Genomic DNA, 22175 nt, shown 5'->3' with positions numbered 1-22175 from the left:
AATAATTCGGGACAGTACAGGATACATTGTTAATTTTTTGGTGTTATTTTTACACTTATTAAATATTTTTACCTAAAAAAATGTCAGGTATGTATTTATAGTCAGAAAAAATAATTCATAATCTAATTAAGAATGAAAATATCAAAATTAGCATTTTTCTTGTTTGGACTTTTCCTTTTAGGAAGTTGTAAATCGGCTTTAGAGAAAAAGACTTGGAAAGAAGGAATTTTAGTAGATCAGTTTATTTACGATAAAGCGCCTTATCCGTCTTGCCACGCCGTTACAATTGTTGAAGCTACAAATGGTGATTTAGTTGCGTCATGGTTTGGGGGAACACACGAAAGGCACCCTGACGTTTGCATTTATGTAGCCATCAAACCAAAAGGAAGCGACACTTGGAACGAAGGTGTAAAAGTTGCCGACGGTGTTATGAAAGACGGACCTAGATTACCAACTTGGAACCCGGTTTTATATCAGATTCCAGGTGGCGATTTAATGTTATTCTACAAAATAGGTCCAAAACCATCAGAATGGTGGGGCGTAATCAGAACTTCATCTGATGGCGGAAAAACTTGGTCTGAAGCAAAAAAAATGCCAGACGGTTTCTTAGGGCCAATCAAAAATAAACCTGTTTTATTAAGTAACGGAACATTATTATGTCCGTCAAGCATTGAAGGCGATGGATGGAGACTTCGTATGGAATCTACTCCAGATTTTGGAAAAACTTGGGTAATGGGCGATACGCTTCCAAGAGGGAAACAAAAAATTAATGCGATTCAGCCAAGTATTTTATTCCACAAAGATGGAAGTATTCAGGCTATCGGAAGAACCAGAAACAGAGCGATTTTCAGCACATTCTCAAAAGATAACGGAAAAACCTGGTCAGCTGTTGAGTTAATCGGACTTCCAAACAACAACTCTGGAACTGATGCTGTAACACTTAAAGACGGCAGACATTTGTTAGTTTACAATCACGTTTTACCTCCAGGAAAAGAAGCTAAAGGTCCAAGAACGCCTTTGAATGTTTCGGTTTCAAAAGACGGAATTCACTGGAATGCTGCTTTAGTTTTAGAAGATTCAAAAATCAGCCAATATTCTTATCCTTCAATGATTCAAAGTTCAGACGGTATGGTTCATATTGTTTACACTTGGAGAAGAGAAAAACTGAAATATGTGAAAATCGATCCAAGTAAATTAGTGGCACTTCCAATCAAAAATGGAATCTGGCCAGGTGAAGAAGGAAAGGTGGTAACGGCAGTAAAAGCGGAAGAAGAGTAAAATAAAGTTCGCCACGAATTTCACTAATTTTCACAAATTTTTTAAAAACTAATTCGTGGAAATTTGTGCAATTCGTGGCAAAAAAATATAACCATGAAATCTAAAAAACATTTATTAATTGCAATGCTTGTCGTTCTAGCAACGACATTCAACAGCTGTGCAACGGCTCAGTCTTCCAATAAAAAGCAAAAATATAAAGTAGCGGTTTGCGATTGGATGATTTTAAAAAGACAAAAATTGGGCGCTTTTGGTTTGGCTGCTGAAATTAAAGCAGACGGAATCGAACTGGATATGGGAGGTTTAGGAAACCGTCCAACTTTCGACAGTAAACTGGGAGATCCTGTAGAAAGACAAAAATTCCTAGACAAATCAAAAGAAACAGGAGTTGGAATTAGTTCGATTGCTATGTCTGGATTTTACGCACAGTCATTTGCCACAAGAGAAATCACGCCAATGATTACGGATTGTATTCAGGCGATGAAAAACATGAAAGTAAAAGTGGCGTATCTTCCATTAGGAACACAAACCGATTTAGTTAAAAATCCGGAATTGCGTCCAGAAGTAATTAAAAGATTGCAATGGGCAGGAAAAGAAGTGGGAAAAATAGGTGGTGTAATTGCGATTGAAACTTCGTTAAGTGCCACAGAAGAGAAAAAACTTTTAGATGAAGTGGGGTCAAAATACATAAAAAGCTCTTTCAATTTTGCGAATGCTTTAGATAATAAAAGAGATATTTCATCAGAATTGAAAATATTAGGAAAGAAATATGTAGCACAAATTCACGCTTCCAACACCGATCAGTTTTGGTTAGAAAATGACAAAGCGATCGACATGCCAAAAATCAAAGCGACATTAGATGAAATGAAATGGAGCGGATGGCTTATTGTAGAACGTTCTCGCGACGTGACACAAGTGCATAATGTAAAAGCCAATTACGGAGCAAATGTGGCTTACTTAAAAAAGATTTTTCAGAATTAATTTTTTTTTTAGCCACAGATTAAAAAGATTTCCACAGATTAAAAAATCATTTTAATCCTTTTAATCTGTGGCAAAAGAATAAAAATAAAATCTGCTTAAATCTGCCTAATCTGCGTGAAAAATTTTTGCACACAGATTTTATATAGATAAAGGAAGAGTTAGCAGATTATTTTTAGAATGAATACCCAAAAACAGCATACCATGAAATATTTACAATTACTCTTTTTATTTTTTTATATCACTTTCGCGACAGCGCAGAACATCACTGTTGTGAGTGATGCAAATTCGCCGAGAGCAAAATTTGGAGCAGAAAAATTATCTGAAACGCTTAAGTCAAAAGGCTTCAGCGTAACTTCTTCTGCTAAATTCAAAAAATCAAAAGATAAAGTAATTGTTATTGGAGAAAAAGGAACCGATTTCTGGAAACAAAATGCTAAAAGCGCTAAGATCAACGACAGCAAATTATCGAAGAAAGAAGGTTTTCAGATTCGTACTCAAAATAATGTAATTTATATTGAAGGAACAGATGCTTCAGGAACTTTATATGGAGCTTTGGAGTTGGCAGATCTTATCAAAAGTTCGGGTCAGCTTCCGTCAGAAATTAATATTGACGATAGTCCAGAAATGGTTTTAAGAGGAGCCTGTATCGGAATGCAGAAACCAGTTTATCTTCCAGGACGTGACGTTTACGAATATCCGTATACACCAGGAACCTTTCCGTGGTTTTATGATAAAGCCTTATGGATAAAATACCTAGACATGTTGGTGCAAAACCGCATGAACTCTTTGTATTTATGGAACGGACATCCGTTTGCTTCTTTAGTAAAACTAAAAGAATATCCATTTGCGGTTGAAGTGAGTGACGAAGATTTCAAAAAGAACGAAGAAATCTATAAATTCCTAACAGTTGAGGCAAACAAACGCGGAATCTGGGTAATTCAGATGTTCTATAATATTCTTGTTTCTAAACCTTTTGCAGAACATTATAATATTAAAACGCAAGATCGTTCGAGACCAATTACACCTTTATTATCAGATTATACGAGAAAGTCTATTGCGGCTTTTATCGAAAAATATCCAAACGTTGGATTGATGGTTTGTTTGGGAGAAGCAATCAATACAGTTGATGATGACGTGGAATGGTTTACCAAAACTATTATTCCGGGTGTTCGCGATGGTTTACAAGCACTAGGAAAAACAGAAGAACCGCCAATTATTCTTCGTTCTCATGATACAGACGGACCTTTGGTTATGGAAAAATCACTTCCGTTATACAAAAACTTATATACAGAAAGTAAATATACAGGAGAATCTTTAACGACGTACACTCCAGGTGGCCCTTGGGGAGAAACGCACAAACAGTTGAGTGCTCTAAAATCGATTCATATTGAGAATGTTCACATTTTGGCAAACTTAGAACCTTTTAGATATGGTTCGCCAGATTTTATTCAGAAAACGGTAAAAGCAATGCACAGCGTTCACGGTGCAAATGCATTGCACTTATATCCGCAAGCTTCATATTGGGATTGGCCATATTCGGCAGATAAAACAAAATCAGGAGAACGTTTATTAGAAATGGATCGTGACTGGATTTGGTATAAAACTTGGGCAAGATATGCTTGGGACAGCAAAAGAGATCGAAATGAAGAAGTTAAATTTTGGGATAATGATTTAGCCTTGAAATTCGGAACGACTCAAGAAGCTGCAAATAACATTTTAAAAGCTTACGAAGAAACAGGTGAAATTGCCCCAAAAACATTAAGACGTTTCGGAATTACAGAAGGAAACCGTCAGACTTTGTTGTTAGGAATGTTTGAAAGTCAGTTGGTAAATCCATCAAAATGGAGAGTTTATCCGGGATTCCACGAATCATGCGGGCCAGCAGGCGAATTGCTTTTAGAATATGCTAAAAAAGAATGGAACAAAGAACCACATTCTGGCGAACTTCCAACACAAATTATTGCCGAAATTACGGAGCACGGAAGATTGGCAGTTGAAGCAATAGACAAAGCCGAAGCCAGAGTAACCAAAGATAAAGAAGAATTTGCACGTCTTAAAAATGACATTCATGCCTACAAAGCGTTTGCCGATTTCTTCTCAGAAAAAGTAAAAGCAGCTTTATTGGTTTTAAGATACAGTTATTCCAACGACATTGCCGATTTAGACAAAGCAATGCCTCATTTAGAGAAAAGCATCGAGCATTACGAATTATTGGTTAACTTGACAAAAGATACTTATTATTATGCGAATAGTATGCAGACTGCTCAGCGCCGAATCCCGATTGGAGGAGACGACGGAAACAACAAAACTTGGGCAGAATTATTGCCTCATTACGAGCGTGAATTAGCTAATTTTAAAAGAAATTTAGAAAAGCTAAAAGCATCAAAAGATGGTAAAATTGAAACCAAAGAAGGAAAACCTTGGAAAACGGCAGAAGTAACTTTTATTGACGAAAAACCGGGAACTTATTTAGTAAAAACTGGAACAAAAGTGTATGGAACAGATATTTCTGAATTGACGAAAATTGCTCCTGAACTTCAAAACTTAAGAGGATATTCGTTTGTAGAAAATGAGCAAAACGAAAAAGGAACGCATTTGAAGTTTAGAAATACAAAAGCCGTTAAATTAGTGGTGGGCTATTTCAATTCAGATCAGAAGCGATTTTTATTACCGCCGAGTTTGGAAACTGATGCAGCTGGAAATGCTCACGGTCAAGCCGAAGTTATTCTGGCAAGTGCAATGAATTTAAAAGATTTGCCTCGTGTAAACATTCATACGTATACTTTCCAGCCGGGCGAGAATAAATTGGATTTAGGAAAAGGTAAAGTGTTGATTTTAGGTTTTATAGATGCAGATCAAGCCATAACACCGCGTGATGTTGGATATATAGATGCAGGAGAAAAAGCAGCTATTGACTGGTTGTTTTATTAATATTTTGGGCGTGTCCCTCCGAGTCGGGCTTTCGGCTAAATTCCCGATTAACAAAAACTACGGCTAAAAAGCCTTGTTTTTCTAAATCGGGAGATACCGCCTCAATCCCTCACGCGGACTCGTAGTTAATTTAGACCTAACATGTTTTTAAAATCTGTTAGTTTTAATTGAAAATATAAACACAATCTTGTCATCCCGAGGAACGAGGGATCTTCGCAAGAAACTCTACAAAGATTGGCGACATTTCTATACGGAGTTACTTGTGAAGATTTCTCCCTTCGGTCGAAATGACAAAAAGAAGGTTAAATAAAAACTTAAACAACCTTATAATCACTTATATGGTTTTAAAAATATGAATAGAATAGTTTTTTTTATTTTTTGTTTTTTTTCAAGTCTTTGCTTTGTTTGGAGTCAGAGCAAAGATTCAGGGAAGTTTCGTAAAGAGATTTCGCTGAATTCATCTTGGGAAACCATAATGTTGGAAAATCTTCCGCTGAAAGAAGAAGATTTTGTAGAAAATCCAAAAACTGGTTCCAATTGGCAAAAGGTTAGTGTGCCTCACAATTGGGATCAGTATTATGGTTTCAGAAGAACAAAACATGGAAATTTGCACGGTACTGCTTGGTACAAAAAAACATTAAAACTCGACAAAACTGCTGCTGGAAAAAGACTTTTTTTGTTTTTTGAAGGCGTTAGTTCTTACGGAACAGTTTGGGTAAACGGCAAAAAAGTAGGAGAACACAAGGGCGGAAGAACTACTTTTACTTTAGACATTACCAAAGCGGTTTCTTTCGATGCAGCAAATATCATTTTAGTAAAAGCTTCTCATCCGTCATTTATTGCCGATTTACCTTGGGTTTGCGGAGGCTGTTCAGGAGAATGGGGATTTTCGGAAGGCTCTCAGCCAATGGGAATTTTCAGGCCTGTCACTTTAGTTGTTACGAATGATGTCAGAATTCAGCCGTTTGGTGTTCATATTTGGAATGACAAATCGGTTTCTAAACAAAAAGCGATTCTTCATACTACAACTGAGATTAAGAATTACAGTACTTTACCACGAAGTTTAACTATCGAAAATATTCTTTTGGATGCTTCAGGAAAGAAAGTTGTTATGATTAAAAGCGATAACAAAATCAATTCGGGAGAAACAAAAGAAATAGCACAGACGCTTCCTGAGATTCAGAATCCGAAATTATGGTCGCCATCCAATCCGTATTTGTATAAATTGGTTACTTCGGTTTATGAAAATGGAAAAATAATTGATAAGTTAACAACTCCTTATGGAATTCGTTGGGTAAGCTGGCCAGTAAGCCGTGATGGAAAAGACAATCGTTTTTTCATCAATGACGAACCTGTATTTATAAACGGAGTTTGCGAATACGAACATTTGATAGGAAAAAGCCATTCGTTTTCAGATGAAATGATTCATTCTCGAATTGAGCAAATAAAAGCTGGCGGATTTAATGCTTTTAGAGAAGCGCATCAGCCTCACAATTTATTATATCAAAAAGAATTAGACGAAAACGGAATCTTATTTTGGAGCCAGTTTTCAGCACATATTTGGTACGATACACCTGAATTTAAAGAAAATTTTAAAACCTTATTGCGAGAGTGGATTAAAGAACGCAGAAATAGTCCGTCTGTCGTAATGTGGGGATTGCAGAATGAAAGTACAATTCCAAAGGAATTTGCGGAAGAATGCACACAGATAATTCGTGAAATGGATCCGTTATCGGCGTCGCAGAGAATCGTAACGACTTGTAATGGTGGAGAAGGAACAGACTGGAACGTAGTTCAAAACTGGTCGGGTACGTATGGCGGTGATCCGTTGAAGTATCATTTAGAAATGACAACTCAACTATTAAACGGAGAATATGGCGCTTGGCGTTCAGCCGATTTACATACCGAAGGTGAGTTTGATCAAAAAGGAACTTTAAGCGAAAACCGTTTTTCTCAGCTAATGGAAGTCAAAGTGCGAGAAGCTGAATCAGTTCGAGATAAAATTGCTGGTCAGTTCAACTGGCTTTTTGCTTCGCATGAAAATCCGGGACGTGTACAAAACGGAGAAGGATTTAGAGATATTGACAAAGTTGGACCAGTAAATTATAAAGGCCTTTTTACGATTTGGGGCGAACCTTTGGATGCGTTTTATATGTATCGTGCGAATTATGTTTCGAACAAAACCAATCCAATGGTTTATATCGTTTCACACACTTGGCCAAGCCGTTGGGAAAAACCGGGAATCAAAGACGGAATCGATATTTATTCGAATTGTGATGAAGTGGAATTGTTTAATGACGTCAATAAAGTTTCACTTGGAAAACTAAAAAATCCGGGAATCGGACAGCATTTTCAGTTCAATAATGTCAATATTCAGTATAATGTTTTATATGCCGTTGGTTATGTAAACGGAAAAGCGGTTGCTAAAGATTATATTGTTTTAAATAATTTGCCTAAAGCACCCAATTTTGAAACTTTAGTTGGGGATAAAAACGATATTTTAAAACCGAATAAAAGTTACAATTATCTTTATAGAGTTAACTGCGGAGGTTCTGAATTGACAGATAGTTCAGGAAATATTTGGTCGACAGACAGGCATAAAAGCGGACAAAATACTTGGGGTTCATTATCATGGACCGATAATTTTGAGAAACTTCCAGACTTTTTTGCAAGTCAAAGAAAAACTTTCGATCCGATAAATGGTACAAAAGATCCTGAGTTGTTTCAAAGTTTTAGATACGGTGTTGATAAACTGCGTTATGAATTTCCTGCACCAGACGGAGAATATTTAGTAGAACTTTATTTCACAGAACCGTGGTACGGAACTGGTGGAGGTTTAGACTGCAAAGGCTGGCGTTTGTTTGATGTTGCCATCAATGATAATGTCGTTTTAAAAGATTTTGATATTTGGGCAGAAGCTGGACACGATAATGCTTTAAAGAAAACGTTTGTAGTAAAAAGCGTAAACGGAAAAATTGTAATTTCATTTCCAAATGTAAAAGCTTCGCAGGCGATTATTTCTGCGATTGCGATTGCTACGAAAGATAAAAACAGTAAACCTGTTACAGAATCTCCAAGCAATATTCAGAATGTAAGTTTAGATTCTAAAGATTTTAAAATTGGTTCTTGGTTAGATATTAATTCGAAACAATATTTAAATTCAGAAGTGAGTTTTACCGAATTGCCTTCAGAAGTTTTTGGCGCAGAATATTTACAGTTTTCAGCCAATTCAAAAAATAAAGGTTCATTTACAGCAAAAGAAGAATCGACGATTTATGTTTTAGTTGATAGTAAAACAAAAACGTCAAACGGACTTTTGGATTATAGAAAAACAGAAGAAAAAGCGAAAAACAGTAACGGAATTTTATTTGACGTTTTCACTAAAAAAGTAAACAAAGGTGAGAAGGTTCTTTTTGATAATGGAGAAACAATCTCTACCATTGTGGTCGTTCCAACTTATGATATGGGTGAAAAAGACGATTCTAGACCAGTCGTAATTATCGAAGCAGAAAAAACAAAAACAACTGGAACTGGAATCGAAAAAGGAAATTTCAAAAAAGCAGATTATATTGAGTTCACAAAAAAGACAAATAATAGCATCGAGTTTGAAGTAAAACCGGGCGTTGCGGGAATTTATTTAATGCGTTTCCGTTTTATGAATCGAAATGAAACGCCTTTAAAAGTGAAATTCAAAATGGAAGATGCGTACGGAATTTTAATGCGAAATGATACGATTGAGTTTTTTCCTTCGCCTGAAAAATGGAAGATTTTGAATACGACGTCTGGAGGTTATATTAATGCAGGAACATATAAAATTACTTTGGAAGGTGATGATTTGAAAGGATTAATGTTGGATAATTTTGAGTTTCAATAGGTTTTTGAGAGGCACAAAGGCACAAAGGCACAAAGGTTTCTTTGATAATGGATTGGTTTGTCAGGCTGAGCGAAGTCGAAGTCCACGCAAAGTAATCCCTCAAAGCTTGATAGCGCTTAGTTTGTCATTTCGAGGAACGAGAAATCTCCGCAAGAAGCTCGACATAGTTTGTCATTTCGACCTAAGGGAGAAATCACACAAGAAGCTCAACAAAGATTGACGATTAACATTACGGAGTTACTCGCGGAGATTTTTCCTTCGTCGAAATGACAAGATTGGGGAAATACTGAATTTTAAAAAATGATTATTTAAATATATTATGATTTTAAAAAAGATAATAATTGCTTTAACAATACTATTTTCAGCATCCATTTTTGCGCAAAAACAAGTCAGAATTGTAGAAGATTTCAACAAAAATTGGAACTTTAAATTAGGAGATTATCCAGAAGCAATAAATGCAAATTTCAATACTTCGGATTGGAGAACGTTGCAATTACCACACGATTGGAGTATTGAAGGCGCATTTGATAAAGATGCAAAAACCAAACAAGCGCAAGGATTTTTACCTGCAGGAAAAGGTTGGTATCGTAAAACTTTTACTATTCCGGCGAGTTGGAAAAGCAAAACAGTTTCAATTGAATTTGATGGTGTTTTTAAGAATAGCGAAGTTTTAATAAACGGTAAATCATTGGGAGTTCGTCCAAATGGCTATATTTCTTTTGGTTACGATTTGTCTCCGTATTTAAATTATGGACAAGCTAATATTATCGCTGTTAAAGTTGACAATGATGCTCAGCCAAATTCAAGATGGTATACAGGTTCTGGAATTTACAGAAATGTGAGATTGGTGGCAAGTGAAAAATTACACGTTGGAAAATGGGGAACTTTTGTAACTACGCCCGAAGTTTCTACAAAGAAATCAAAAGTACATTTAGAAGTTACAATTGATAATGATAATGATACTGCGAGAGAATTTACATTGGTTACGTCTATTTTAGATGCTAAGAATAAAGAAGTGGCAAATAAGATTTCTATAGAGAAAATCGGAGCGAAAACATTTGAAACTAAAGTGCATAATCTTGATGTTCTAAAAGCACAATTATGGAATACTGAAAATCCGTATTTGTATAAAGTTGTCACAAAAATCTATGATAAATCGGTCTTAGTTGATAATTATGAAACGCCGCTCGGATTTCGTTTTTTTAATTTCGATTCAGAAAAAGGATTTTCTTTAAATGGTATTCCTACTAAAATATACGGGGTTTGTCTTCATCATGATAATGGCGCTTTAGGAGCGGTTGAAAATATTCATGCGGTTAGAAGAAAACTGACTTTGATGAAAGAAATGGGAGCAAACGCTATTAGAATGTCACATAATCCGCATTCTTTGGAAATGATGCAATTGTGCGACGAAATGGGATTCATCGTTCAGGATGAAGCTTTTGATGTTTGGAAAAAGAAAAAGGTTACTAATGACTACCATAAAGATTGGGACGAATGGCACAAACAGGATTTAGAAGATTTTATCAAAAGAGATCGCAATCATCCGTCGGTGATGATGTGGAGTATTGGAAACGAAATCAGAGAACAATTTGATTCGACTGGAATTGCGATTACCAGAGAATTGGCTAAAATTGTAAAAACATTAGATACGACACGTCCTGTAACTTCAGCTTTGACTGAAAATGTAATCGAAAAGAATTTTATTTATCAATCTGGAGCTTTAGATCTTTTAGGTTTCAATTACAAGCATGAAGATTATAAAGATTTTCCAACGAAATTTAAAGGACAAAAAATCTTGTCTTCAGAAAGTGTTTCGGCTCTAGAAACGCGTGGACATTACGACCAATCGGATGTTATAAAAGCTTGGCCAACAAAACACGGCGCTCCGTTTGACGGAAATGTAGATTGGACGGTTTCGGCTTACGATCAGGTAAAATCGTATTGGGGTGCAACGCACGAAGAAAACTGGAAAACAATTAAAAGTCAGGATTTCATGGCGGGGACTTTTATTTGGACAGGATTTGATTATATCGGCGAACCAGATCCGTATCCGTATCCTGCGAGAAGTTCATATTTTGGAATCGTAGATTTAGCTGGTCTTCCAAAAGATGTGTATTATATGTACCAAAGTGAATGGTCGAAGAAAACGGTTTTGCATATTTTACCGCATTGGAACTGGACAAAAGATCAGGAAATTAACGTTTGGGCTTATTACAATAATGCAGATGAAGTGGAATTATTCTTAAACGGAAAATCACTTGGAACAAAATCAAAACAAAATGATGATTTGCATATTTCATGGAAAGTGAAGTTCGAGCCTGGAACTTTAAAAGCAGTTTCAAGAAAGAATGGGAAAGTGGTTTTAGAAAAGGAAATCAAAACTGCGGGACAAGCTTCTAAAATTGATTTAAAAGTTGATAAACCATCAATTAAAAATGATACTTACGATTTGGTTTACGTAACCGTTTCAATGCTTGATAAAGATGGAAACTTAGTGCCAAACGCAATGGATTTAGTCAATTTTGAAGTAACTGGCGGAGGAAAATTAGTTGGAGTTGATAATGGATATCAAGCCAACTTGGAATCGTTTAAAGCCAATTCCTGTAAGTTGTTTAATGGGAAATGTGTTGTGATTATTCAGTCTAATGGGAAGAAAGAAAATATTCAGTTGAAAGCAACAACTGCTGGTTTACAGGCCTCAACGATTAAAGTTAAAGTGAATTAATCTCGCAATCCCTGGATTGCCATATTCTTTATACATTTATAAAAAAAATGAAATGACTCCAACTTTCTTCGCAAATCAATCAGAATTTAGAAAATGGCTTGAGAAAAATCATCAAAAAGAAAAAGAGCTTTTAGTTGGTTTTTATAAAGTTACGAGCGGAAAGCCTTCTATAACTTGGCCAGAATCTGTAGATCAGGCGCTTTGTTTTGGTTGGATTGATGGTGTTCGAAAATCTATTGATAAAGAAAGTTATACCATTCGTTTTACTCCGAGAAAACCTTCTAGCATTTGGAGTGCGATTAATATTCAGAAAATGGAAGATTTGACTAAAGCTGGATTAATGACAGATGCGGGCTTGAAAGCTTTTAGTTTTAGAACCGAAAATAAGTCTAAGATTTATTCGCACGAAAAAGAGCCAGTTCCGCTTTTAGAATCTTATGAAAAAGAGTTTAAAAGCAATAAAGTCGCTTGGGAGTTTTTTGAAAAACAAGCACCTTCATACAAGAAAGTGATGATTCATTGGATTATGAGTGCTAAACAGGAAAAAACACAGTTGTCACGACTTGAAAAAACTATTTTAGAAAGTGAAAAACAGAAAAGGGTCATGTAAATCTTTAGAATAAAATTGCTTAACTTAGGAAACTGACTTTGAATAATATGGAAAAAGAAAATACCACAATAATTAAAGGAGAGATTTTGCTGGGTATTATTTTTGCCCTCGAATTGTACGCCTTGCCAATGCAATTTTATTTATTATTACAAGGTGATGGATTTACTTTTTTTAGCGCTGCAGTTCGCTTTTTTAGTTTTTTTACCATTACAACAAATTCTATAGTTTTCATTTGTTCTGCCATGTTGTTATTTGGTGGAAAAAACACTATGAATGCTTTTTTTCGAAAATGTACAACTGTTACCGCAATCACAGTTTATATTTTGATTGTTGGAATTGTTTTCAATTTACTTCTCCGTTCCATTGTCGATCTGCAAGGGCATCATCGCATAGTGAGCGAAATTTTTCATGTCATTGTTCCCATTTTATTTTTCTTTTATTGGCTTTTTTTCGTTAGTCCAGAGAGAATCTCTTTTAAAACGATTTGGTTTTGGCTTTTATACCCAATCATTTACATGATTTATACCGTATTTCATGGTTTTATTTCCAATTTTTACCCTTATCCATTTATTGATGTTACAAAACTAGGATTGCAAACTGCGCTTATAAACGGGGTTTTTGTTCTAATTGCTTTTGTGGTTTTGTCTGTGATTTTGATTTCGATTTCGAAAATGAGAACCAAAACGGTTTAAAAATTGCTGTTGGTCGAAATTCTAAACAATAGATTTCAATTTATACTACATTTATGCTGTATAGACTATTTTAAAGCAACCAGCAATGAAAAAAATATTCCTTTCCTTATTTCTTTTTGGTGTAATTTCTAATGCTTCAAGTCAGGAATTTGCAAACGCGCCCAAACCTTTTGGACCAGTTCCGACGAAAAAGCAAATTGATTGGCAGGAAATGGAATTTTATGCTTTTGTGCATTTCTCATTAAATACATTTACCAATAAAGAATGGGGTTACGGTGACGAATCGCCTGAGCTTTTTAATCCTTCGCAGTTAGATGTTCGTCAATGGGCGCGTGTGGTAAAAGAGGCGGGAATGAAAGGAATTATTTTGGTTGCTAAACATCATGATGGATTTTGTCTTTGGCCTTCGGCTTACACAGAACGTTCTGTAAAGAATTCACCTTGGGAAAATGGAAAAGGAGATTTGGTAAAAGAATTGGCAGCAGCTTGTAAAGAATATGATTTAAAATTAGGGTTATACCTTTCGCCTTGGGATCGAAATCATCCGCAATATGGAAAACCTGAATATATCACCTATTTCAGAAATCAATTAAAAGAATTATTGACCAATTACGGAGATGTTTTCGAAATGTGGTTTGATGGCGCAAATGGTGGCGATGGCTATTATGGGGGCGCAAACGAAACTAGAAAAATCAATACACTTACGTATTATAATTGGGATGAAACGTACAAATTAATTTACGATATCGCACCAAAAACTTTAGTTTGGGGAGTTGGACCATCTGAAGCAAGATGGATTGGAAATGAAGAAGGACGTGCAGGAAAAACCAATTGGTCGCTGCTTCGCCAGAAAGATGAATTGGCTGGAAAAGTGCATTATACCGAATTTATGTCTGGTCACGAAGATGGCGAAAAATGGGTTCCGGGTGAAGCCGATGTTTCTATCAGACCAGGATGGTTTTATCATTCAGTAGAGGATGATAAAGTGCGTTCGCTTGACGAAATGGTGGATATCTATTATGAATCGATTGGACGTAATGCGACTTTATTATTAAACCTTCCAGTTGATAGACGCGGTTTGGTTCATGAAAATGATGAAGCAAGATTAAAAGAACTCGTTGCTACAATTAAAGCCGATTTCAAAACAGAATTATTGGCAGGAACTCAGGTTCAGGCTTCAAACATTCGTGGAAACGATTCTAATTTTGGTCCGCAAAATGTTATCGACGGAAATAAGGATACCTATTGGGCAACAGATGATAAAGTAAAAGAGGCTTCGGTTGAATTTACTTTTAAAAAGCCTACGACAATCAATAGAGTTTTACTTCAAGAATATATAAAACTTGGCCAGCGTGTAAAAGCATTTTCTATTGAAGCAAAAGTGGACGGAAAATGGGAAACTATTGCTAACGAAACTACAATTGGTTACAAAAGAATTTTGCGTTTGAATCGAGTTATGGCTTCAGCACTTAGAGTTAATATTCTGGATGCAAAAGCTGGATTTGTAATCAGTACAATTGAGGCTTACAATGCACCAACTTTTGTAAAAGAACCGCAGATTTTTAGAGATAAAAATGGTTTGGTTACTATTAAATCGGAAGAAGGAAATGCCATCTATTACACTTTGGATGGAAAAGTGGCTACTGAAAAAAGTACTTTGTATAAAGCGCCATTCATATATAATAAGGAAGTAGAAATTAAGGCTATTTCAAGAAATATTAAAGAGAAAATCAACAGTGGCATAAAGTCGGCAAAATATGGGGTTTCTAAAGAAAAATGGAAAATAACTTCGGTTTCGAGCGGTGACAGCAAATCTGTAGAACGAATAATTGATGGAAATCCAGACACAGATTGGGGATTTGGAAATGATGAAAACAAGTTGCCGCAAACTGTTGTTATAGATATGGGAGAATTGATTAGTATTAAAGGTTTTACCTATACGCCGCAACAGGTTGGTAACAATTTAAATTTGATTTCAAATTATGAATTGTACACAAGTGTAGACAGTTTTTATTGGGACAAACAATCAGAAGGAGAGTTTTCGAATATTAAGCATAACCCAATTGAACAAGTTAAAAGTTTTTCTCCAGTTAAAGCAAGATTTTTGAAATTTGTTGCTACAGCTGCTGTCGGAAAAGGGCAAACTGTTTCGATTGCCGAAATTGGAGTTGTTGAATAAATATAGATTCACAGAAACATTTCATTCCATAGGAATGTTTCGTCGGTAGAACCAGATTTGTGTTGCGATTATACGTTCCGTAGGAACGTTTGATTAATAAAACGGGGTCCATTTCTATGAAATCAGGTGTTCCTAGGGAACAACACAATGCTAAACAATATTTTTTTTCTACCGACGAGATATTACTACGGAATATTAAAACATAACTCGTTTGCAGAAGTGAATAAAATAAATCTGCGATTATCCGTGTTTTCGCAAAGTGAATCTGTTTTATCCGCATACTATTTCATTCCTATTTTGTTTTCTGCCGAACGGCAATCGTTATTAGTCGAATTTTTGGTAATAACAGATAAGAGAATTCTACTTTTATCTTGCGTTAATTAAAATAGCAATAACGGCATGATTAAAGAAGATATAGGTTTTAGAGAAGCAGGAAAATTTGAAGAGACTCGTTTTGAGAAAATTCATAACGTTATTTTCGAATCGTCTCAGGAAGCTTCTTTATTGGTCGCTCGTGAAATTGCTAATTTAATTCAAAGAAAAAATGAGCTAAACGAACCTTGCGTTTTAGGTTTGGCGACTGGATCTTCTCCTATCAAAGTTTACGAAGAACTGGTTAGAATGCACAAAGAGGAGGGGCTTAGCTTTGCTGGTGTCGTGACCTTTAATTTGGATGAATATTATCCAATGGATAAAAATGATATTCAGAGTTATTATCATTTTATGCATGAGCATTTATTCAATCACGTAAATATTCATCCAGAAAATATCAATATTCCAGACGGGCAGGTAAGCGCTGAAGATTTGCAGCAATATTGTATAGATTATGAGATGAAAATCATCTCTTACGGAGGATTAGATTTTCAGCTTTTAGGAATAGGAAGAACGGGACATATCGGGTTTAATGAACCTGGTTCTCACGTGAATTCAGGAACAAGAAGCATTACATTAGATCATATTACAAGAGTTGACGCTGCTTCTTCTTTTTTAGGAATTGATAATGTTCCGAGAAAAGCCATTACCATGGGAATTGGAACGGTTAGAAATGCAAAAAGAATTGTTTTACTAGGATGGGGAATCAGTAAAGCAGGAATTATAAAAAAAACAATCGAAGGAGAAATTTCTTCGCAAGTACCAGCTACGTATTTACAAGAGCATCACAACACAACATTTGTTCTGGATACGGAAGCTTCATCTGAATTGACAAGAGTGAAAACGCCTTGGCTAGTAAAGTCTTGTGTTTGGACAGATGAATTAAAATTAAAAGCGGTGGCTTGGTTAAGTGAGTTGACTAAAAAGCCGTTTTTGAAACTGACTGATAAAGATTATAACGACAATGGGATGTCAAGTCTTTTAACGGAAGAAGGAACTGCATACGATTTGAACATTAAGATGTTTAATAAAATGCAGCAAACCATCACAGGCTGGCCAGGCGGAAAACCAAATGCTGATGATACGTATAGACCAGAACGTTCTGTGCCAGAAAAGAAAAGAGTAATTATTTTCAGTCCGCATCCAGATGATGATGTGATTTCGATGGGAGGTACTTTTGACCGTTTGATAGAGCAGGGACACGATGTTCATGTGGCGTATCAAACCTCTGGAAATATTGCGGTTTCTAATGAAGAAGCATTGAAGTTTGCTGAAATTTCTAAAGCATTGAATCCTGATTCTAGAATGTCTGATAAAATAATCGAATTCCTTCAGAACAGAACTGGAAATGAGATTGATTCATTAGAGGTTAGAAAATTAAAAGGATTAATTAGAAGAAGTGAGTCTTTCGGAGCAACTCGCTATTTAGGTTTGCCAGATTCTAATGTTCACTTTTTAGACCTTCCGTTTTATGAAACAGGAACAGTTAAAAAGAATAATCTTTCGGATGCAGATATCGACATTATTTTTGATATTATTGAAAGAATAAAACCGCATCAAATTTATGCCGCAGGGGATTTAGCAGATCCGCACGGAACTCATAAAGTGTGTTTAGACATTTTATTTGAAGCTTTGAAAAGATTAAAACACAAAGACTTTATGAATGATTGTTGGGTTTGGCTTTATAGAGGCGCTTGGCATGAATGGGAATCGTACCAAATTGACATGGCAGTACCAATGAGTCCTGACCAGGTTTTAAAGAAACGACATGCTATTTTTTATCACCAGTCTCAAAAAGACGGCGTTATGTTTCAAGGTGATGACAGCAGAGAGTTTTGGGTGCGAGTTGAAGACAGAAACAGATTGACTGCAGAAAAATATCACAGCTTAGGATTAGCAGATTATTCGGCTATTGAGGCGTTTAAACGTTATCATTTCTAAGTACTTTTATGCAGCAATGAAGATAATAGACTATTTCATGGTTTATTTTGGTTAGTTACCTATAATTGAGAGAAAATGCGGTCGTGGTTGGCCGCATTTTCGTTTTTAAAGTGTTTTTTACCGCGAAGTTTTTTTTACCGTAAAGTGCGCAAAGTTTTTTACCGCAAAGTGCATAAAGGATACGCAAAGTTCGCAAAGATTTTTTTGCTTAATCTTAAAGGAAGAAATAAAAAAGTTCACAAAGCCTAATCAATAAGCTTTGTGAACTTTTTTATTCTCATTTTTTACACAATCTAAAAATACAATCTTTGCGAACTTTGCGTAAATCTTAGCACTCTTTGCGGTTAAATCACTAAATAGAGGAATTTAAGATTTTTTGTTTTACTTCATCTATATAAGATCTTCCTATAACGTATCTAAGTCCTTCAATTTCAATGCTATTTCCTTCTACGGCATCAATTTTGTCAATTGCAATCGTGTAGGATCTATGGATTCTGATAAAATCTCTTTCTGGCAATAAACTTGTAAAATCAGATAAAGTGCTGTGTATGATAAACTTTCCTGAAGTAGTGCTGATTTTTAAATAGTCTTTTAAACTTTCGATAACTAATATTTCGTTCAGGAAAATCTTCTTCATTTTTTTCTTGTCGATTTTAACGAAGATAAACGGATTTTCTTTGCTGTTTTCCTGAGGTAATTTGCTTGTGGTATTGTTAAGCCGTTTATTGATTTTATTTACGGCTTTCATTAATCTTGGAAACTCAATAGGTTTTACCAGATAATCTAAAACGTCAAGCTCGTATGTTTCAATCGCAAACTGATCGTATGCACTTGTAATAATAAGCAAAGGCGGATTTTCTAAGCTTTTAATAAAATTAATACCGTCTAAAACAGGCATATTAATGTCTAGAAAAATTACATCAATGGTATTGTTTTTTAAGAAATTTAATCCTTCAATAGAATTACTAAAGGTGTTTACTAGTTCTAAATCTTCAATCTGTTCAATATAATTTTTAATAACGTTTATTGCCAATGGCTCATCATCGATAATTAAACACTTTATTTTCATTTGTAAATACTATTTTAGGCCGATATTTGGTTTTTTGTAGGTATAGTTTTCTAAACCGATAAAAGCTAGGGCTTAAGTGACTTTTATAACTAGTTTAACGACAAAAATATTCTTTTTATTTTTAAATGAAAGCTTATAGTCATTTTTATTATATCCTAATTCAAGTCTTTTTTTTACGTTTTCAATACCTATACCACTTGCCTTGTTAAAATTATCTTTATGTACGGTAAATTCGGGCATTGGGTTTGAAATTGTAAAATGTAGATAATCGCCTTTTATCTTAAACCTGATATCAATGAGAACATTGCCGGTGTTTTTATTGACACCGTGTTTGAAGGCATTTTCGACGAAAGTCAAAAGTAAAACTGGGGAAATTTCTTTATCATGAATATCTCCAGAAATGGACATATCAACTTCTAAACGTTCTCCGTTTCTAATTCTTTCCAAATCAAGATAATTCTGGATGCACATAATCTCATTTTCGAGAGTTTGTTTTTTGCCTTTTGTTTCATAAAGCATATAACGCATTAGCTCAGAAAGTTTTAAAACTATTTTAGGCGTTTTGTTTGATTTTTCTACAGAAAGAGAATAAATATTATTTAAAGTATTGAAGAAAAAGTGTGGAGAAATCTGTGATTTCAAAAACAATAATTCGGTTTCCAACTGTGACTTCTCAAGATCGGTTACACGTCTTTGTTCTTTTAAGAAATCCAAAGTGATTTTAATTGCTGTCACAAAAGTCATTACATACAATTCGCCCATCATCATATCGATAGTATAATTGAGCGTTAGCGTGTTAATGGTTTGCGGACCTTCGGGCCAAACATCGTGTGTGATCAGTAAATATGTTAGATTAAATTTTAGGACGACCATCACAAAAATTGCCGACAATACAGTTACTATATATAGGAAGTATTTTTTTTTGTAAACCAAATGAGGCATCAAAACCAAAATATTCAAATAACACAATGCCATGTGAATAGGAAAACCAAGCAAAGTAGTTTTTAAAGAATAAACATAATCGTTAAAATAACTTCCCCATCGGAATGTGTTAAACACAAAATACGTCAGCCAAAAGTAAACATGATAGCGTATAGGTAAACTATAAGGTTTGTTGGAGTTGAAAATCATAATCGTAGAAAAAAATGTCGTTTGTTACTATTTTTTGATGTTTAGGGCTGTTTAAATGTCGTCCGTCTAAAAATATTTTGGTAAAAATTGAATTTATCTAAATTTAAAGTTAAATTAATATTGTTTTGATATGAGGAAAATTACTCTGCTTTCTTTAACGGTAATTTTTACTGCAAGTTGCAAAATAAATGTAGATAAAAATACGCATCACAAAAGTTTTGCAGCAAATTATGTAGATCCTTTTATAGGTACTGGAGGCCACGGACATACGTATCCGGGCGCAACAGTTCCGTTTGGGATGCTGCAAGTTAGTCCAGATAATGGAGTTTCTAGCTGGGACTGGTGTTCAGGCTATCATTATTCTGACTCGATAGTTTCTGGATTTAGTCATTTACACTTAAGCGGAACAGGAATCGGTGATTTGGCAGATATTTTATTTATGCCGACAAACAAAAAATTAGATTTAACCGCCAAAGCCGCTTCACGCGATTTCCTTCCGTATAAATCAAAATATAATCATGTTAACGAAAAAGCAACACCGGGTTCTTACCAAGTTTTTCTTGAGGATCCTAAGATCAATGTAGAATTAACTTCTACGCAAAGAACCGCATACCATAAATATACCTTTAATAATAACGACACACAATCTGTTGTTGTCGATTTAGGTTTTGCTATTAATTGGGATAAAGCGACAAAAACAGCCATTACGGTTGAAGACGAAACCACGATTAGCGGTTATCGTTTCAGTACGGGTTGGGCCAAAAATCAGAAAGTATTTTTTGTAGCGAAGTTTTCTAAACCAATTACAGAATCTATTTTCACTGCTGATAAAAAAGTAGTTTCTGGTCAAAACGCTGAAGGCGAAAACACTGCTTTACAATTGTTTTTCGATTCTAAAAACTCTAAAGAATTAGGTGTAAAAGTGGCACTTTCTTCTGTAAGTGTTGAAAATGCCAAAGATAATTTGGATGCTGAAGGCCATAGCTTTGAAAAAGCAAAATCGGACGCCACTTTAGAGTGGAACAAAGCTTTGAGCAAAATTAAAGTTGAAACTCCGATAGATTCTCTAAAAACGATTTTCTACACTGCTTTATATCACGCGCAAGTAGCACCAGTAACATACAGCGATAAAAACGGTCAGTTTAGAAGAGAAGACGATAAAATTGTTACCGCTAAAGAGTATACCGCTTATTCTACATTATCACTTTGGGACACATTTAGAGCGGAAAATCCATTGTTGACGATATTAGAACCAACGAAAGTTTCAGATTTGATTAACTCGATGTTAGCGTATTATGAAACTAAAAAAATACTTCCGGTTTGGACCTTATATGCTAATGAAACCAACACAATGACAGGATATCATTCGATTCCAGTTATTGCAGATGCTTATTTAAAAGGCATTAAAGGTTTTGATGCTGAAAAAGCTTTTGAGGCGATGAAAGCAACGATGATGCAAGATGAACGCGGATTGAATTTTTATAAAAAATACGGATACATTCCGTACAACTTATTAGACGAATCAGTTACGATTACTTTAGAATATGCTTACGATGATTGGTGTGTAGCTCAAATGGCGAAAGCATTAGGCAAAACTGCTGATTATGAGTTTTTCTCTAAACGTGCTAAAGCTTACGAATATTTATTTGATGCCAAATCTGGTTTCATGAGAGGAAAATCCGAAGATGGAAAATCTTGGAACGAACCTTTCGACCCAAAACATTCCAACCACAGAGAACATACTGATTACACTGAAGGAAATGCTTGGCAGCACAGCTGGTTTGTGCCTCATAATGTTGATGATTTTATTAAGCTTCACGGAGGAAATGCCACTTTCACAAAACGCTTAGAACAATTATTCACGGAGAGTTCTGAAATTACAGGAAATAATGTTTCGGCAGATATTTCTGGTTTAATCGGACAATATGCTCACGGAAACGAACCAAGCCATCATATTGCTTATATGTTTAACCACGCGGGACAGCCTTGGAGAACGCAATATTGGGTTCGTCATATTTTAGATACGCAATACAATACGACAGCAAACGGTTTGAGTGGAAACGAAGATTGCGGTCAAATGTCAGCTTGGTATGTATTCAGCTCAATGGGATTATATCCAATGAATCCAGCTTCTGGAGAATACGAAATTGGAAGTCCGATTTTTGAGAAATCAACTTTAAATCTTCCAAATGGAAAAACTTTTGTAATCGAAGCAGAAAATGTTTCAGACAAAAATTTCTATATCCAATCGGCTACTTTAAACGGAAAGGCATTTAATAAAACAGCCATTTCTCACCAAGAAATATTAAATGGCGGTGTGCTTCATTTTGTAATGGGAGCACAGCCAAACCAAAACTGGGGTCTAAACTAACTAATTCAAAATAAATAATTT

General features: G+C 35.2%; 12 protein-coding genes. 10 read left to right on the top strand and 2 right to left on the bottom strand.

The features are described from left to right. The first annotated feature begins 132 nt into the window (after positions 1-132). The 9 genes from ACNRYB_RS18570 (at position 133) to nagB (ending at position 17583) form a co-directional block, all read left to right on the top strand. Positions 133-1278, top strand: a complete 1146-nt coding sequence (locus ACNRYB_RS18570) for a sialidase family protein (RefSeq protein ID WP_473728286.1) — start codon at positions 133-135, stop codon at positions 1276-1278. Positions 1279-1371: 93 nt separating this feature from the next. Beyond that, a complete protein-coding gene (locus ACNRYB_RS18565; RefSeq protein ID WP_129746957.1) occupies positions 1372-2256 on the top strand; it encodes a sugar phosphate isomerase/epimerase family protein in 885 nt (294 codons plus the stop codon). Between the two features lie 201 nt (positions 2257-2457). Then, positions 2458-5187 carry an alpha-d-galacturonidase gene (locus ACNRYB_RS18560; protein WP_473728285.1) on the top strand — a complete coding sequence of 910 codons (2730 nt, stop codon included), beginning with the start codon at positions 2458-2460 and terminating at the stop codon, positions 5185-5187. Between the two features lie 352 nt (positions 5188-5539). Further along, the gene (locus tag ACNRYB_RS18555; RefSeq protein WP_473728284.1) at positions 5540-9061 is read left to right on the top strand and encodes a malectin domain-containing carbohydrate-binding protein; all 3522 of its coding nucleotides are present in this window, start codon (positions 5540-5542) and stop codon (positions 9059-9061) included. A 319-nt stretch (positions 9062-9380) separates the two neighbouring features. After that, positions 9381-11789 carry a glycoside hydrolase family 2 TIM barrel-domain containing protein gene (locus tag ACNRYB_RS18550; protein ID WP_473728283.1) on the top strand — a complete coding sequence of 803 codons (2409 nt, stop codon included), beginning with the start codon at positions 9381-9383 and terminating at the stop codon, positions 11787-11789. Positions 11790-11841: 52 nt separating this feature from the next. After that, complete coding sequence (locus ACNRYB_RS18545; protein ID WP_473728282.1) at positions 11842-12399, top strand: YdeI/OmpD-associated family protein; 558 nt, start codon at positions 11842-11844, stop codon at positions 12397-12399. A 47-nt stretch (positions 12400-12446) separates the two neighbouring features. Beyond that, entirely contained in the window at positions 12447-13091 is a 645-nt protein-coding gene (locus tag ACNRYB_RS18540; RefSeq protein WP_473728281.1) for a Pr6Pr family membrane protein, read from the top strand. Between the two features lie 85 nt (positions 13092-13176). Beyond that, positions 13177-15270, top strand: a complete 2094-nt coding sequence (locus ACNRYB_RS18535; RefSeq protein WP_473728280.1) for an alpha-L-fucosidase — start codon at positions 13177-13179, stop codon at positions 15268-15270. Positions 15271-15669: 399 nt separating this feature from the next. Next, entirely contained in the window at positions 15670-17583 is a 1914-nt protein-coding gene (gene nagB / locus ACNRYB_RS18530; RefSeq protein ID WP_473728279.1) for a glucosamine-6-phosphate deaminase, read from the top strand. A 352-nt stretch (positions 17584-17935) separates the two neighbouring features. On the opposite strand, the gene ACNRYB_RS18525 is transcribed toward nagB, so the two are convergent. Together ACNRYB_RS18525 and ACNRYB_RS18520 are read right to left on the bottom strand one after the other, a co-directional pair. Continuing rightward, positions 17936-18652 carry a LytR/AlgR family response regulator transcription factor gene (locus ACNRYB_RS18525; RefSeq protein WP_473728278.1) on the bottom strand — a complete coding sequence of 239 codons (717 nt, stop codon included), beginning with the start codon at positions 18650-18652 and terminating at the stop codon, positions 17936-17938. Between the two features lie 72 nt (positions 18653-18724). After that, entirely contained in the window at positions 18725-19783 is a 1059-nt protein-coding gene (locus ACNRYB_RS18520; protein ID WP_473728277.1) for a sensor histidine kinase, read from the bottom strand. A gap of 130 nt (positions 19784-19913) precedes the next feature. Between ACNRYB_RS18520 and ACNRYB_RS18515 the strand changes: the two genes are divergently transcribed. Then, complete coding sequence (locus tag ACNRYB_RS18515) at positions 19914-22154, top strand: GH92 family glycosyl hydrolase (RefSeq protein ID WP_473728276.1); 2241 nt, start codon at positions 19914-19916, stop codon at positions 22152-22154. Positions 22155-22175: the final 21 nt, after the last annotated feature.

Source organism: Flavobacterium sp. CR10, from assembly GCF_055814415.1.
The sequence above is the reverse complement of the archived record's forward strand: the minus strand, read 5'-3'. Positions and strand labels throughout refer to the sequence as shown.